General features: G+C 52.8%; 14 protein-coding genes. 10 read left to right on the top strand and 4 right to left on the bottom strand.

Annotated elements, in window-relative coordinates:
- Window positions 1-33 precede the first annotated feature (33 nt).
- Window positions 34-822, bottom strand: coding sequence for a CPBP family intramembrane glutamic endopeptidase (locus F1728_RS16060; protein WP_155364975.1), 789 nt, complete (start codon window positions 820-822; stop codon window positions 34-36).
- 197 nt (window positions 823-1019) lie between these two features.
- Here F1728_RS16060 and trpC point away from each other — a divergent pair, with 197 nt between their 5' ends.
- The 9 genes from trpC (at window position 1020) to F1728_RS16015 (ending at window position 11669) form a co-directional block, all read left to right on the top strand.
- Window positions 1020-1811 (top strand): indole-3-glycerol phosphate synthase TrpC, encoded by a 792-nt coding sequence (gene trpC, locus F1728_RS16055; protein ID WP_155364974.1) that lies wholly within the window; start codon window positions 1020-1022, stop codon window positions 1809-1811.
- Between the two features lie 55 nt (window positions 1812-1866).
- Complete coding sequence (locus tag F1728_RS16050; RefSeq protein ID WP_145045223.1) at window positions 1867-2478, top strand: phosphoesterase; 612 nt, start codon at window positions 1867-1869, stop codon at window positions 2476-2478.
- Window positions 2479-2649: 171 nt separating this feature from the next.
- Complete coding sequence (locus tag F1728_RS16045) at window positions 2650-3321, top strand: type III secretion system chaperone (protein ID WP_149338588.1); 672 nt, start codon at window positions 2650-2652, stop codon at window positions 3319-3321.
- A gap of 196 nt (window positions 3322-3517) precedes the next feature.
- Entirely contained in the window at window positions 3518-4549 is a 1032-nt protein-coding gene (locus F1728_RS16040; RefSeq protein ID WP_155364973.1) for a zinc-dependent alcohol dehydrogenase family protein, read from the top strand.
- A 125-nt stretch (window positions 4550-4674) separates the two neighbouring features.
- A complete protein-coding gene (locus F1728_RS16035; protein ID WP_155364972.1) occupies window positions 4675-5868 on the top strand; it encodes a hypothetical protein in 1194 nt (397 codons plus the stop codon).
- A 609-nt stretch (window positions 5869-6477) separates the two neighbouring features.
- Window positions 6478-7584, top strand: coding sequence for a sugar kinase (locus F1728_RS16030; RefSeq protein ID WP_155364971.1), 1107 nt, complete (start codon window positions 6478-6480; stop codon window positions 7582-7584).
- 44 nt (window positions 7585-7628) lie between these two features.
- Window positions 7629-9008: a sigma 54-interacting transcriptional regulator gene (locus tag F1728_RS16025; RefSeq protein WP_155364970.1), complete on the top strand. Its 1380-nt coding sequence runs from the start codon at window positions 7629-7631 to the stop codon at window positions 9006-9008.
- A 223-nt stretch (window positions 9009-9231) separates the two neighbouring features.
- Entirely contained in the window at window positions 9232-9885 is a 654-nt protein-coding gene (locus F1728_RS16020; RefSeq protein ID WP_194242398.1) for a lysophospholipid acyltransferase family protein, read from the top strand.
- A gap of 173 nt (window positions 9886-10058) precedes the next feature.
- A complete protein-coding gene (locus F1728_RS16015) occupies window positions 10059-11669 on the top strand; it encodes an NAD(P)/FAD-dependent oxidoreductase (protein ID WP_155364968.1) in 1611 nt (536 codons plus the stop codon).
- A 6-nt stretch (window positions 11670-11675) separates the two neighbouring features.
- On the opposite strand, the gene F1728_RS16010 is transcribed toward F1728_RS16015, so the two are convergent.
- From F1728_RS16010 to mtaB, 3 genes are all read right to left on the bottom strand, one after another.
- Window positions 11676-11975, bottom strand: coding sequence for a hypothetical protein (locus F1728_RS16010; RefSeq protein ID WP_155364967.1), 300 nt, complete (start codon window positions 11973-11975; stop codon window positions 11676-11678).
- Between the two features lie 154 nt (window positions 11976-12129).
- Entirely contained in the window at window positions 12130-12804 is a 675-nt protein-coding gene (locus tag F1728_RS16005) for a nucleoside/nucleotide kinase family protein (protein WP_155364966.1), read from the bottom strand.
- 86 nt (window positions 12805-12890) lie between these two features.
- Window positions 12891-14195, bottom strand: a complete 1305-nt coding sequence (gene mtaB / locus F1728_RS16000; RefSeq protein ID WP_155364965.1) for a tRNA (N(6)-L-threonylcarbamoyladenosine(37)-C(2))-methylthiotransferase MtaB — start codon at window positions 14193-14195, stop codon at window positions 12891-12893.
- A 275-nt stretch (window positions 14196-14470) separates the two neighbouring features.
- Between mtaB and ggt the strand changes: the two genes are divergently transcribed.
- On the top strand, window positions 14471-16246 hold the full coding sequence (ggt, locus tag F1728_RS15995) for a gamma-glutamyltransferase (RefSeq protein WP_155364964.1): 1776 nt from the start codon (window positions 14471-14473) through the stop codon (window positions 16244-16246).
- Window positions 16247-16256: the final 10 nt, after the last annotated feature.

Below are 16256 nucleotides of genomic sequence, written 5' to 3'. Positions count from 1 at the left end.
CACATAACTGCCCTCAATTCGGCTCAAATCTCCTTAACCTGGCATTTCGTCACCGGCCAGAGCAAGGGCGAAATTGATCGCATTAAACAGCGCATGCATGAACACATTGGCTATGTAGCTTCGCCGGTAGTAATAGAGCGTCCCCAGCAGAAACGCGAGCGGAAACAGAGGGATCGAGTCCGGAAACCCATGCACCAGGCTGAAAATCAGTGAGCTGACGATGATCGCCCGCAACGGAGTCAGAAAGCCCTCCAGCCAGCTTTGTAACAGTACACGATAGAGGAGTTCTTCAAACAGGGGGGCCACCACGATCGCCGATAGAAAAACCCAGCCAATCGCGACCACACCCGGAGCGGACCGCAATAACTGTAACAGTGGGTGCAGTGTTTCCTCCGAACGGAAAGGATGTGTGGCCACCAGCAGCAGAATCACGGGCAGCGGGGCCAGCAGAAACCCGAGTGCACCGTCCCGCAGCTGCGTAGGGATCTGATCCAGCCGAAATCCGAGTTGCCCCAACGACTTCCAACTGACCATCGTCAGAATCAGCAGCAGGATCCCTGTCAGCGCGAGTAAAATCAAACAGGACTGGATGATCTGGTTCAGCTCCAGCGGCGCAGGCGGTGGTGGATTCAGCGATGCAACCACCTGATAGCAAATCCAGAGCAACGCCAGCAGAACAGGCGGCGACAACTCGGATGTGGTCCGCTCGGGATTCAACTCGAACACCGGCGTCAGACTTTGCGCTTTAATAATGAGAAACCAATTACGGATGCTCACCAGGGTCAGCAGCAAAAGTAAAAATTGTAACACGATGGGAACCAACGGGGAGCTCCTGGTTCGCTGGAATTCAATGACATCAGGGGAGTTATGAGACCATCGTGGTGATCCCCGATCGGAATTACAAGTGGAATCACGATCGCTTTCATCGACTCTGTGGTACTTCGGCGTCCGGGGAGTTATGCTACGGAGACAGAATCGACAATCAGTGCCCCTGCAACCGAAGGTAGCCAGATAAATCCGTGAGTAACATTCTCGAAGAAATCATTCAACACAAACAGGGCGAAGTCAGCCAGGCCAAAGTTCGCGTGCCTGCTGCAGCGCTGGTCGATCAGCTGTCGACGGCGCCTCCCATACGTGATTTTGTCGCATCTCTGCGAAACCACGGCCCTGTGGGAATGATCGCTGAGGTAAAAAAAGCCTCTCCCTCTGCCGGAATCATTCGGGATGATTTTCATCCGGTTGAAATTGCACAGACCTATGAACGGTTCGGAGCTGCCTGTTTGAGTGTCTTGACCGACGAGAACTATTTCCAGGGGCACCTCGATTACCTCAAGGCGGTTCGTGCTGCCGTCGCGATTCCCGTCATGCGAAAAGAGTTCATCATCGATCGCTACCAGATCCTGGAAGCGCGCGTCGCGGGCGCGGATTGCGTCCTCTTGATCGCCGAGTGCCTGGATGATACGCAGTTGCATGATCTGTATGGCTATGCCTTGGAACTGGGCATGCAGGCTCTGGTCGAAATCTATGAACCCAACAACCTCGATCGGGTCCTGAAACTCAACCCACCCATGCTGGGGATCAACAACCGCAACCTGAAAACATTCGTCACCAGCCTGGATCACTCCATTGAACTCAGCCCCCGTCTGCCGGAAGACTGCCTGCTGATCAGTGAGAGTGGTATTCGGAACCGCGAAGACGTCCTGCGACTGCAGGAGGCCGGCGTGCAAGGCATTCTGGTAGGCGAAACACTCATGCGTTCGCCGGAAATCGGCGACAAAGTCTGCGAACTGCTGGGGCGCTCAGCTTCCTGACGCATCGAATTTTCAATCAACGTCAACCTGTTCACATAGCATAGAAGGATCAGCGATGTCAGATACCGAACAACAAGTGGAACACGTCATGGTCGTCCCCACACTCCTTTTCCACGAGGTCGGTCATTTTCAGGGATTCAACGATCAGGTCGAACCGTATATGAAAACCCTCTTCGACCCGAACTACATCAGCTTTCGCCCCCGCGACACGGTTGAAGAAGATCCCAGCTTCAAACAGCTGATTCCCTACTGTATTTTCCGGCACGAAGGGAAGATCTTCTACTATACCCGTGGCTCCAAAGGGGGCGAATCGCGTCTGCACAGCAAGCGGTCAATTGGCATCGGGGGGCATATTTCACTGGAAGACGACGCCAAAGCCGGTTCCACCTACCGCGAGGGGATGCAGCGGGAACTGGACGAAGAAGTCTCCATGGATACCGCCTTTACGGAACGCTGTGTCGGACTGATTAATGACGACGAAACCGAGGTCGGAAAGGTCCACTTGGGAATAGTTCACATTTTTGACCTGGAGTTGCCCAAAGTTCTACCCCGTGAAGAGTCGATTATAGAGACAGGGTTTGACTCACCGGAAAAACTGTTACAAGAGTTAGATCAGTTCGAAACATGGTCACAGATCTGCCTCAAAGGCTTATTTGATCTAAATTAACTCAATTCGGCAGAATCTGCCGCTGAGAGCCATGCTTCCGACCCAGGGATGACGAAATCATCCCTGACTGTCTCAGGCAACGCCAGACAGTCGCCGGTCAGCCTGCAGATGGAACGCAGGTAGACAAGCGTAAACACAAGAGCAATGAAGTGACAAAGGAGTGTCTTCAAAATGAAAATCACGTTACGCGGATGGATCGTCGTGGGTTGTTTTCTGGCTGTGTTATCGGCCATGGCAATTCTGGGAGTGGGTGCTCACGCGCAGCAGCCTGCTGCCTCTAGTGCACCCGCTGAGAAAGCCAGCGGAGAAAAGCTACCCGGCCAGATCTCAGAAGATCAGCTGGGCAACCTGCTGAAAGCCATGGGTCTGCAAGTTACCAAAACCAAGAAACGCTACGACTTTCAGTTCAAAGCCAATCAGAACAAAGAAGAATGGGAACTCTCCATGTCTGCTGTTCTGAGTGAAAATGGTGAATGGGTCTGGGTCATGGCCTGGCTGGATCCGCTGCCCCGCAGTGCTGCCGATGTTCCCCGGACCGCCATGTTGCGTCTGCTGTCTGACAACGACCGCATGGGCAACGGCAAATTCTTTGCTTATATCTCCAGCAACCGTCGGTTTGTTCTGCAGCGGGTGATCCCCAACCAGCACATGACCACCAAAAAATTCCACGAAATTCTGAGCGACCTGGGCAGCAGCGTCGTGCAGTACTATCCTCACTGGTCAACTGACAACTGGAAGCGTTCCAGTACACCAGAACCACAGGGTACCGCACAGAAACCCGCCGCACAGCCTACTCAGTCGGCTTCAGGGGTTTCTAAATTCAACGCAACCCGTCAGAACTAATCATTCTGCATCAGCTGTCATTCAGGTTGATCCAATTTTGAAGATCCGCAGCAATCCTTGTCACACTGTCCGTGACAAGGATTGTTTTTGTTCGGACCGATTTCTGATCGCGCACTGCGACACTGCTTGATCGGATTGAGTTCGACCTGTTAAACTTTCTCTGCAGTGATATTTTCTGATAGTGAAAGAACAGTCCATGCGCGTGATTCGCTTTGAGCAATTTGGAGAACCGGCTGACGTCCTCAAAGTCTGTGAGTCGGAAGAACCGGTTGCCCGAGCGGGAGAAGTACTGGTCCGCATGCTGGCCAGTCCCGTCAATCCCTCTGACCTGCTCAACATCAGAGGCGGCTATTCCACGCGCCCTGCCCTGCCCGCTGTGCCGGGCTTTGAAGGAGTCGGCATCGTAGAGGCCAGCGGCGGTGGCTTAGGGGGAAGTATCCTCAAAGGCAAGCGGGTCGTTGTCCTGAATCGCCAGACAGGAAACTGGGCGGACAAAGTGGCCCTTTCCAGTCAGTTTGTGATTCCTGTCTCCGGGAAACTGACTATTGACCAGGCGGCGACTTTTTTTGTCAATCCGGCCACCGCCTATGTCCTGGTCAAACAGGTACTCAAGATTCCTGCAGGAGAATGGCTGATCCAGACGGCAGCCGCATCCGCAGTCGGTAGAATGATCATTCGACTCGGTCAGCTTGAAGGATTCAAGACACTCAACGTGGTTCGTCGCCAGGAACAGGCTGCGGAATTAAAAGCACTGGGAGCGCAACATGTCATTGTGTTTAATGCGGCACACGATGATGAGCGGATTCTGATAGACCAGATCAGAAAACTGACCGGGAAACAGACTCTCCGTTATGCCATTGATCCAGTGGGAGGCAAAACCGCTTCAGCACTGGTCAAAGTTCTGGGTGAACGTTCCCGGCTGATTGTCTTCGGCTCACTGGACGACGCGCCGTTAAACTTCTTCTCGCGTGACCTGATTCGTACGGGCGCCAGTATTGAAGGATTCTGGCTCGCACGACATATGGAGAGTCTTTCGCTCCCCGCTAAGATCAGACTCGTCTCAAAATTGACCGGATTGATCCGACAGGGGGTCCTGTCCACCGAAATCAGTGCCCGCTATCCTCTGGATCAAATCGTAGAAGCCGTCGGTGAAGCAGAACGTCAGGGGACTTCTGGAAAAGTTCTGCTCACAATGCCTGCCGCCGATGGAAGCACTCGACATGATTGATCTCAGTTCCCATGCTCAATGATCTTCTTTTTTTGGCACTTGGGTTTGAGCTCATTCTGCTGTGCAACAGCGGTTTGACACTCGCGCAAATACCTCAGCTCAATCGCCCTCTGACTGCGCGGTTGATGCTGAAATCATCGTTGCCTTTAACGCTGATACTGCTCTCGGGCATCCTTCTGTTAATCGCAGTGGTTGACTCCACGCGGCTCACAGACATCCATAGCTACCTGAATACAATCTCTCCCAGACCAGGCGCATCAGGCAATCACTCACTGCCAGCACTGGGAATCCTGTTGACGTTACTCGGTTGCGTCTTCCGCATGGGAGCCATTCCTATTCACTTTCGACAACAGGAACTCAGAGCCGAAATTCCCTGCTGGATTTCCACCACAACCTTACTGATCCCCCTCACCGCGGGCCTCAGTTTTCTGATCTTGATCGGTTCACAAATCGGCGTTGTCGAGTCTGCCTTGCTGGAACAGATTTTTTATTATTGCGCCCTGATCACACTGACTGTCTCATCCGGGCTCCTGCTCGTCGAAAAAATAATACGAGGTCTATTCGATCTGCTTCTCATCCAGACCACAGGCGTCTTTCTGGCCCTGCTGTCTGCTGTCTGCTGGAGGTGGAGACATGCCTCAGAGAATCCGGAGTCAGGCTCGATTCTGCAGGCGATCCAGGAATATGCACCGGAGCTCTTGTTCTCCTACCTCACTCTGGCCGGTCTGGCATTTCTGATTGATGCACTGGCACAGCAGGGCACGAAGATTCGCACCCCAGAACAATTGAGGGGGCTGTTTGCCGATCAGCGTCTGGCAGGCATCGCTGCGGTACTGCTGCTGTTAACTCTGGCCGGATTTCCTGCGCTGGCGGTGTTCCGACTGAAGTGGCAGACATTGATCTTGCTGCTCGAAATCCATCAGCCTTCCATGACAGGCACGATGGCCACTCTGCATGCCGGCTACCTGGGACTGGCGGTCGTTGTTGCCATCTCTTCCGCGTTGACTGCCTTTGTCTGTATCAGGTTACTGATCCAAGTCTGCTTGGCGCAGCCGCTGACGAGACACAGACAGCGGTCGCATCGTGGCATGCTCATCGCCTGCTATTGTTGTCTGATTGGGTCGTTAATCTTCAGCGTGAAGATGATGCTGAATATTCAGGGGGATAACAGACGATTAAGATGTCTGTTTAATTGTCGTCAGAGTCAACTTTGTAGACAAAGACATGGCCACAGTGAGGACACTCGACAGAACAACCCAGACGTCGTGACTGAAATTCCATTGATGTCAGCCTGCCCGTTTCGTTCATTCCATATTTGAATTCAATTTTCTGGTCGCAGTCCGGGCAGACCACTTCCGTTTCCTTTGGCTCCATTTGCTCGCTTTCCAGGGTTCAACATCTGACACAAAGGAGCAATCTATTTTTGCCCGGTGAGGATGTCAAAACGAACGATGCAGCTGAGATCAAATAATTGCCCAGATCAGGTGAAAGCCTCCTTATGAATCAGGAGTCGCGGATACAAAGGGATTTTTGTCCAGATGTTTTGACGCTTTAAAGAGGGGACAAACTTGCACAAAAACAGCGGGGCGGCAGTTCCATGCAGGCAACCCCGTCCATCTCCATCTCTGTCCCTGAACGGGCTAGACGAAACTGCCGCCACCTGTATTCTGTGTATTGATCAAGTCTGATTCATGAAATGATTCTAAATCAGGGGTGTGACAACTGTTTGGCACACCATGGCATATTTTCAAGAATAAATCAAGAATCATCTTTCGTCCTCAGACGTCATTTCAGGGATTCTCCTCAGATGCTCCCCATAATCGATTCGCCACCAACACGCTTCGTTTCTTATGCCAAGCTGGAATGATTTGATCAGGCAGGGTAAGCTGAACGACGTGTATTTTCCCCCGTCAGAATATTATAAATAAATGCAAAGGTGCGCCGTGCGAGTCGTTACTTTAGGTGAGGTCATGTTGAGGTTGGCGCCTCAAAATCATTTGCGGGTCAGGCAGTCCATCCCCGGCCTTCTGGAATCAACCTTTGGTGGCGGTGAACTGAATGTCGCCATCTCCGTCGCTTTCCAGGGAGGTACATCTGCTTTTGCCACCGCCTCCCCGGACAATCCAATTACGGATGCCCTCGTACAGGAGATGCAGAAACTGGGCGTCGATTCCAGCCTGATCCACCGGACGTCTCAAGGGCGGTTCGGGATCTACTTTGTGGAAACGGGAGCCAACCAGCGTGGAGGCACTGTCACCTATGATCGTGAATTCAGCTCCATTGCCCAGGCTACAGAAGAAACATTTAACTGGGATCGGGTCTTTGAAGGAGCAACCTGGTTTCATATCACTGGAATTACACCCGCCATCAGTGAATCAGCAGCTCGTCTCACCGAGAGAGCCTTACAGGAAGCCCGCAAACGGAACATCACCGTCTCCTGTGACCTCAACTTTCGCAAAAAACTCTGGAACTGGAAACCAGGTGTGGCCCCGGCTGAACTGGCCAGGACCACTATGCAGTCGCTGGCTCCCTTGATCGATGTGATCATCGCGAATGAAGAAGACGCAGATCTCTCACTGGGGATCAGGGCTCCTGAAACCGATGTGGAATCCGGCTCACTCAACATCGAAGGTTATATCGCCGTCGCGAAAGAGATCACGACTCAATACCCCAATGTCAAACAGGTCGCGATTACTCTGCGGGAAAGTATCTCTGCCAGCCACAATAACTGGGGAGCCATGCTCTACGATCAAAGTCAACAGCGGGCTGAGTTTGCTCCCTGTGACAAAGAGGGAAATTATTCCAGCTATGAGATCCGAAATATTGTCGATCGCGTCGGAGCCGGCGATTCATTCGCGGGTGCCCTGATCTTTGCGTTGAACACACCTGAACTGTCTGCACCGGAAACCGCCATTCGCTATGCAGTCGCCGCGAGTTGCCTGAAACACAGTATTCAAGGTGATTTTAACTATTCGACACGATCAGAAATTGAAGCCTTAATGCGCGGCGGTGGATCGGGACGCGTACAGCGTTAAGGGCCTGATTTATAAACTAGAAGGTTACAGAGGAGGCGGACAGCATGAACCGCAGTTCGGGACGCCGTACACGTCTGGAGACTCGCCTGAATGCGCTCCAGACTCCTCTGTTTCTGATCGACGCGGCTCGGGTCATCCTGTTCTTCAATCAGGGCTGTGAGCGCATTGTAGAGTGGCCAGCAGAAGAAATACTGGGACAGACCTGTGATTATGCAGTCGACACAGATCCAGAAGAGTGTGAGTCCGTCTGTAATCTGCTCTGCCCCCCTCCCGAAGTGTTTGAAGGGACGCGGAGTGAAGTACCCCGTTACCTGCTGACCCGCAGTGGCAAAACCATTCCCTGCGTTATTCGCTACACTCCGCTGCTGGATGATCAGAACCGAACCCGCCTGGTACTGGGTACAATCGATCCCATTGATGAACCTCACAAACTCCGCTCTGCAACTGCCTCCCAACAGCTGCATGCTGAACTGGCCGCGCTGCGCCTCTCGCTCCGAAATCGCTTTCGCTTTTCCACGGTCATAGCCAGAAATCCCGCCATGCAGCGCGTGCTGCGACAACTCGAACTCGCATCTCATACCAGAGAGCCCGTTCATTTCCAGGGAGAAGTCGGAACCGGTAAAGAACATCTGGCCCGTGCCCTGCACTTTGAAAGTGAGCAGCGCCGTAAAATCTTTGTTCCGTTAAACTGCAAAAAGCTGCCTCCCCGCGAACTGAAGCAGACCGTTAAGAAAGTCTTCGAAAAGGATCTGGATGAATCCATGCCACTCGAACCGGGGGTGCTTTTCCTGGATGAAGTCAATCATCTCTCGCGCGATATCCAGGAAATCATCCTTGAGAACTTTCAGACGAAATCCCAGGCACAGACGGTCCGGCTGATGACAGCCTGTTCCTCACCCCTGATTGAACTTTTCGAACAGGAACAACTGCTCCCCGAGTTTTTCTTTCTGATCAGCACACTGCAGATTCAAGTACCTGCCCTCCGGGAACGGAGAGAAGACCTCGATCTGTTGGCGCAGCATTTTCTGGAGAATGAAAATCGCTACCAGCAGAAACAGGTCAGTGGATTTGCACCGGGAGTACTTTCACTGTTCCACGACTACTTCTGGCCTGCCAACCTGGACGAGCTGGCACAGGTAATTCAGTCAGCCTTTCAGTCGACGTCGGAAACCCTGATCACCCGGGACTCACTTCCCCTGCGCCTGTTGACGGGGATGGATGCCCGCTCACTGGGACCGGCCCTGCCCCCTCTCATCAAACCGCTGGAACAGACTCTGCAGGAAGTAGAGAAAGATCAGATCCAACAGGCACTCGAGCAGACAAAACACAACCGTACGGATGCGGCCCGCTTGCTCGGTTTGACCAGGGCAAAACTGTACCGACGCATCGAAGCACTCGGAATCCCCCTCGATCCTGACGCTTGAGCTCCTGTCCGACGCGAAATTGGCTTAAAAACAGGCAATCTGCGTAAAGTGGCTACCAGCCATTCAGAAATCACGCCTCCTGCAGAAATTGGGATTTGCGCAGATGCGAACATCATTACAATTCGCTCAGCCACTACCCGTCTGGTCAAGATCCTGCAGGAGAATTCGATTGAAAATCAAGAGTCCGGCTCTATTGAGTCTCGTTAATAATCTGGTCGTCCTTATGTTACGTCTGATTTTCAAAACAACGCGTTTGGATTTTGTTGACGACAGCCTGGAACGCTGCCCCTTTGCTGATACGGGGTCGGAACGTTTCCTGTACAGCGTCTGGCACGATTCAGTCATTCCACCTCTTTTTGGAGCCCGTGGTCATCAGTCGGTCGCCTTAATCAGCCAGCATCGGGATGCAGATACGATCAAAGCCATGCTCAAAGCGGCAAGGATGGGTGTCATTCGAGGATCGACTTCACGGGGCGGTGCCTCTGCAATCAAGAAGTTACTCACAGAGGCAGAAGGAAACCATATCGTCATCACCCCCGACGGCCCCCGCGGACCACATCATAAAATGAAAGCAGGGATTGTTTTCCTGGCATCTCATTCCGGACGACCAGTGGTTCCCACCGCATTCACAGCTTCCCGGTACTGGGAATTAAAGGGCAGCTGGACCAATATCTTGATCCCTAAACCATTCAGTACAGTCTACTACATGATCGGACACCCGATCTACATCCCGGAAAACCTGTCCCGCGAGGAACTGAAATACTATACAGAACTCGTGCAGGAAAAAATGGATGATCTCGAGCGCAAGTCTAAGCTGGTGCAAACAGAAAAGGTCTCCCTGGCAGACGAATCCACGCCCCTGAAGAAAGCTGCCTGAACCAGGTATAATGAGAAGCTGGGCAAAGTTTTTTGCCCTTTTCTGCCGGTTTCAAAGTGACAAAATTGCATTCGCTCACCCCAGCGGTATAACATGTCGAATTGCTCCGGGCGATCTCAAGTCGGGCGATATCAAGTCGCATAACGCGCCCATTCGATTTCGGTTATTGATCTATGTCACTCAAAGTTACCAACATTCGTCTCCCCGTCGAGATTCCCGAGGAAGAACTGGCTCACGAGCTGGCTCTGAAACTGGGAGTCGGCGACGATGACCTGCAGAGTTTTCGGATTCTGAGAAAGAGTCTGGATGCCCGCTCGCGCCATGACCTGTGCTTTGTGTATTCTGCCGAGGTCAATGTCGCCGACGAAGCAAGCCTGCTGAAACACCTCCGCGAAGATCTTTCCGTCCAGTCATTTACTGAAAGTGCCTTTTTCGACCCGGAGAATGGATCGACTCCCCTGGAAGAGCGACCTGTCGTCGTCGGCTCAGGTCCGGCAGGACTCTTGGCGGGGTACTATCTGGCGTGTAAGGGATATCGACCGCTGATCATTGAACGCGGGTTTCCCGTGAAAGAGCGCGTCCCCGAAATCAGGCGATTCGATAAGGGAGCCGACTTCCATCACGAAAACAACTACCTCTTCGGTGAAGGAGGCGCGGGCTGTTTCAGTGATGGCAAGCTGACCTGCCGTTTGACGGGACCAGACGTGCAATGGGTTCTGGAGCGGTTTGTCGAGTGTGGTGCGCGGCCCTCGATTGTCTACGAACATCGCCCCCACCTGGGCAGCAACAAGCTTCCCATGATCTGTCGAAACTTCCGCCGCAAGATTGACGCCCTGGGAGGCGAGTTCCGTTTTGAATGTCGTCTGGAAGACATTGACGTCAAGGATGGTCAGGTGCAGGGCATCATGACTTCTTCCGGGTACATCAAAACCGGACAGGTGATTCTCGGCATCGGTCACAGTGCCCGCGACACATACCAGATGCTCTATGACCTGGGCGTTCCCCTGTTCCGTAAAGCGTTTCAACTGGGCCTGCGCATCGAACAGCCACAGGAACAGGTCAATGAGCACAAGTACGGTCGAGACGAATATCTGTCTCTCCTGGGCGCGGCCGACTATACCATGATCACGAAAGGCAAACGTGATCTGTATACCTTCTGTATGTGCGCCGGGGGAATTGTGATGCCCAGTGTTTCGGAACCGGGTATGTTCTGTACCAACGGCATGAGCAACTCACGGCATGACACCGGGTTTGCCAACAGCGGGATCATGACCACGATTTATCCGGAGGAGTTCGGTAGCGAACATCCCCTGGCTGGCGTCGAACTGCAGCGAAAGTATGAAGCGGCCGCTTATCAGATTGGACAGCAAAACTACTACTGTCCGATTCAGCGCGCTGAAGATTTTCTCAATCACAAACAGACTGATGCCAGCTTTGAATACGCGGGTACCTATCGTCGCGGCGTTGTCCCCACCGACCTGCATCAGGTGCTGCCTCCGCTGGTGCTTAACCAGATTGAGAACGGACTGCCTGTAATGGATAAAAAATGGCGCGGTCTGTTTCTGAAGAATGCAGTGCTGGTTGGCCCCGAGATGCGCGGCAGTTCGCCCATTCGCATTGACCGCGATCGCGACACCTGTCAGGCACCAGGATTCAAAGGACTCTATCCCGTAGGAGAGGGGGCCGGCTATGCAGGGGGCATCGTCTCAGCCGCCGTCGATGGTTTATTGAGTGCCCGCAAACTGGTTGAGGAGTTCTCGCCTCTCACCGCGCCCGTCAACTGAAGTGTTTCAGTTCCCGTCGATAATCCCTTCAATCGAATTTTCGATGGCTTCCAGGTATTCATCCAGTTTTGTGAACAGCTCCTGGGTAAATTGGTCGCTCTTCAGCAAATCAGCAGCCTGGTTACGCACACTGATATCTTCTACCCGACGTTTTTCCACGCCTTCCGGTAGCACACGAACCATACGGATTAATTGCTGATTTTTCGGGAGAAATCCCTGCTCCAGATGATCTGCGAGTTCTGCAGTCAGACGTTCCGTATCGGAAAACATCTCCCGCAAGGTGAGTTGGCTCAGGTCGCGCTTCACAATTCCCATCTCCCTTCCAAAGATCAAAGAATACTGATATTAGACAGGCTGAGTCAGGAAAGGGTCAAGAGTATTTTAAGTTCAGCTTTGATTAAGATTGAATCAATCAACGCTGCTGTTCATGCAGGCGCTGAACAAACCGCTGAAGCAGGCATTACCGTGCCAGCAGACGTGTCAGATGCGACCAGATTTCAGTGCCAATGTCGTCAATGGAACGCTGCTGGCCTTCCTGCAGACATTCGATTTTGTCCCAGTGCTCGTTCACTTCTGCGAGTTGAAGATAAACATCTCGGACCTGGGCCAGGTAGGATTGATCCGACTCATGCAGATCAGTGACCTGATCGGTATAGGACCGCGCCTGCTTTTCTGCCACCATTTTCTGTGCATAATCGGCAGGCAGATCCAGCAGGATTGCCTGATCCAGACGAGGCATCTGGTAAATCACGTATTCAATCTGCTCAATCCAGTAAATAAATTCGATGCGTTCATCCCCGGAAAGTTTGGCCCCCTGGTGGGCAATATTGGATGGAATGTAGCGATCAAAGATGACTACCTCGCTGTCCTCTATCGTCTTCTGGATAAACCCGCGTGATTCAAAGCGGTCACCAGCATATAGCAATGATGCCAGGAAAGGATGGACTGCATCTAATGCTCCGAAACGGCCGTTCAGAAAATCGCCAATCGATTTACCGAACAGGGTCTCAGAGTATCGTGGAAAACCAATCAGACTCGAGTTGATGCCCTCTGCCTGACACTTTTCATGCAGACGTGCGGCCTGAGTCCCTTTTCCCGAACCATCGATGCCTTCAATCGCAATTAATACGGCCACTCAACTTCTTTCTTTTCAATCGGATCGGACAGGGTTATTACCAGCCAGTATGACTGCAGCAACAAAGCTCTGTCTGTCACAATGAATCAGATGCGATCAGCTTCGAGGTACTCACGGTGATCCTGAGTACCACGGGCGATCACAAACTTACCAAGATCCGCACTGGAGCCCGGGCAAACCACAGGGGCATACCAGCGATCGGTACCTCGCACCCAGCCGGGACGCTCTTCGCATTCACGTTCTACCAGAACTTCCAGTTCCTGATCAATGAGCGTGCGATAAAATTTTTGTGCTAAATCCCGTTCCAGTTCCGCGAGTTGCTGGCAACGTTCCTGCCGCACTTCGGCAGTGACCTGATCCTCATAGGTGGCAGCAGGCGTCCCTTTGCGGGCACTGAAAGGAAAGACGTGAATCTTCATGAACTCAGCGTCTTCACAGGCGCGCAGTGTTTCTGCAAATTCTTCATCGGTTTCGCCGGGAAAGCCGACAATCACATCAGTCGTGAAAGAAGGATGATTCAGTCGTTCCCGCATCATCTGCAGTTTTTCCAGAAACCGACTCACGTAGTAGCGGCGTTTCATACGTCTCAGAACGGTATCGGAACCACTCTGCAGTGAAGGATGAAACTGGGGACAGAGGTGTTCACAGTCAGCGGCTGCAGAAATAAAATCATCGTGGATTTCAGCAGCCTCAACACTCGAAAGCCGCATCCGCCAGTCGCCGGGAATCTGGTCCAGCTTGCGAAACAGATGCCAGAGTCGGAAGGGCGCCTTACCCGATTTGCCTCGCGTCGTATCCACACCAAAGTGACCGACGTGAATTCCCGTCAGCACAATTTCCTTGAAACCGTTTCCGACCAGCCGCCGGACTTCCTCTTCGATATCCTCCGGGGAACGACTCTGCAGTCCCGGACGTACCTGGGGAATGATGCAATACGTACACCGCAGGATACAACCATCCTGTACCTTCACATAAGCCCGTTTGCGACCTTCAAACTCGGAGATGCCTGTCGGCATGTCGACAATCCCGTGACGTTCCAGGATATCGGGAAGCTCGCGTTTATCCGTAACGACTTCAAATACACCCGGCAATTCGGAAACAGTCTTCGGATCCCGGGTGGCATAGCAGCCCATCACAAGAATCTTGGTGCCGGGATTATTTTTTGATAGCTGACGAATCAGCTTGCGCCCCTTCGAGTCCCCCGTCGCGGTGACGGTGCAGGTATTCACGACACACAGGTCGGCTGTTTCATTTTCGCCTGCTTCGCGATAACCGTTCTTCTCCAGCGCCTCTTTTACGAGTTGGGTCTCATACTGATTTACTTTACAGCCCAGCGTAACGAGTTGGCATGTCTTCTCTGCTGGAGGCGTTTCGAGTCTGGTGAGTGTCATGGTATTGCGACTGTGTTTGTTAACGGTTTGTTGCGGATGTCGATGCGGTGTCAGATAGCCGGGAACAGAATCATCTGAGGAAGCGGAAAACGGGTTTCAACAGGAAAACAGGGTAGCTGCACATCTGGAAAGATTTTCCGGCTTTCACTCTGGAAATCATTCAACACTGGTCGCATAGTATAATCAGAGATCTGACAGACTTCGAGCGGCAATAGAAGTTTGTCTCTCCTGATTGACACATTTTTGCATCCCAGATTAGACCCCGAGGGCAGAACATGCTGTTGAAACTTATTAAGTGTAAACCACTATTAAATAACGTGTTGTGCATCTTAATCTCCAGTTTAATCCTCTTCAGCCCTCAAGCGGGTCGCGCAGCGGAACCTGCTGCCCCTACCGACGAAAAAGTATATGAACAGGCAGTAGTCGCCGCCGATCATCCCCTGGCGAGTGCCGCCGGGCTCGCCATTCTCAAAGCAGGTGGCAACGTCGTCGACGCTGCTGTGGCCACATCTTTTGCTCTGACAGTTCTCCGCCCGGCCAGCTGCGGTCTGGGGGGCGGCGGTTTCATGGTGATCTGGAATGCCAAAGATCAAAAGGCAACCGTGATCGACTACAGAGAACGGGCTCCCGCAGCTGCCACGCCCGATATGTACGCCATGCTGCCAGGAACCGACAAGCAGCGTCAGCTGGCCAGCCGCCAGGGACCACTGGCAGTGGCAGTCCCCTGCACTGTCGCCGGATTGAGTTATGCTGTCAAAGAATACGGCACTCTGGATCTGAAAACAGTAATGCTCCCCGCGATTCAACTGGCCCGACGTGGGGTTCCAATCAACGAACATATGCGTTCGGTCCAGAAAGGCATGCTGGCCCGCATCAAAAATGGAACCCTCAATCCGGATGAATTTAAGACGCTGGTCGATGACTACCTGAATCACGGCAAGCCCTGGAAAGAAGATGCCCGTTTTTTCAGTCCGCAATTGAAAACTCTGGAACTCATCGCCGAATACGGGCGTGACGGCTTTTATCGAGGCGCTGTCGCTGAAGCGATGGTTGCCGCCTGCGGTAAATCGGCCGGCGGAATCCTGACGCTGGAAGACCTGAAAGCAACCCAACCCATTATTCGCAAACCACTGTCGACCAACTTCGATGGCTATCAGATTCTGACGATGCCCCCTCCGTCGAGCGGAGGGATCGCCATCATCGAATCCTTCAATATGATCAAAGCACTCGAACAACAGACACTAAAACATCCCTTCGGGAAACTGAAGTATCACTCCCCGGAGGAAATTCACCTGCTGACGGAAGTCATGAAACATGCTTTTGCTGATCGAGCAGAGTACCTGGGTGATGCCGACTTTGTCCCCGTCCCCATCGACCGGCTGACCAGCGGCACTTATGCCAGCGAACTGGCTCGTCGTATTGATCCGCAGCAGACAAAATCCATGAAGGATTACGGCCGCTACGTTCCTCCCCAGGATGGAGGAACCAGCCATTTCTCGGTGATGGATGCCCAGGGAAATGCAGTCGCCTGCACGGAAACGATCAACCTGACTTTCGGCAGTTATGTCGTCATTCCCAAATACGGAATCGTCATGAACAATGAGATGGACGACTTCGCTGCCATCTCCGGCAAACCGAATGCCTTTGGTTTGATTCAGGGAAAAGCCAACGAAATCGAACCCGGCAAGAAACCGCTTTCCAGCATGTCCCCCACGATCGCCGTCAAAGATGGAAAAGCGGTCTTTTCCGCTGGTGCCTCCGGTGGCCCGCGCATCATCTCCAGCACACTGCAAGTGCTGTTGAACATGATCGTGTTCGGTATGACGCCGACTCAAGCCGTTGATGCGCCACGCATCCACCATCAATGGGTTCCCGAAGATCTCCTTCTGGAGCCTGAGCTGTTTGGTCAGGCGGGTGAAAAGCTCAAACGGTTTGGACACTCAACGAAAAAGAGTTCCAGTCTGGCCGCCTCACAGGCCGTTTCCCGTCAACCTGATGGCCTGCGCGGACACAGTGACCCACGAAAACACGGTGCTGCTGCCGGGTATTAAAGACCTCTAG

This window comes from Gimesia benthica (genome assembly GCF_009720525.1).
GTDB classification, from domain to species: Bacteria; Planctomycetota; Planctomycetia; order Planctomycetales; family Planctomycetaceae; genus Gimesia; species Gimesia benthica.
This window is presented reverse-complemented; position numbering and strand designations above follow the sequence as displayed.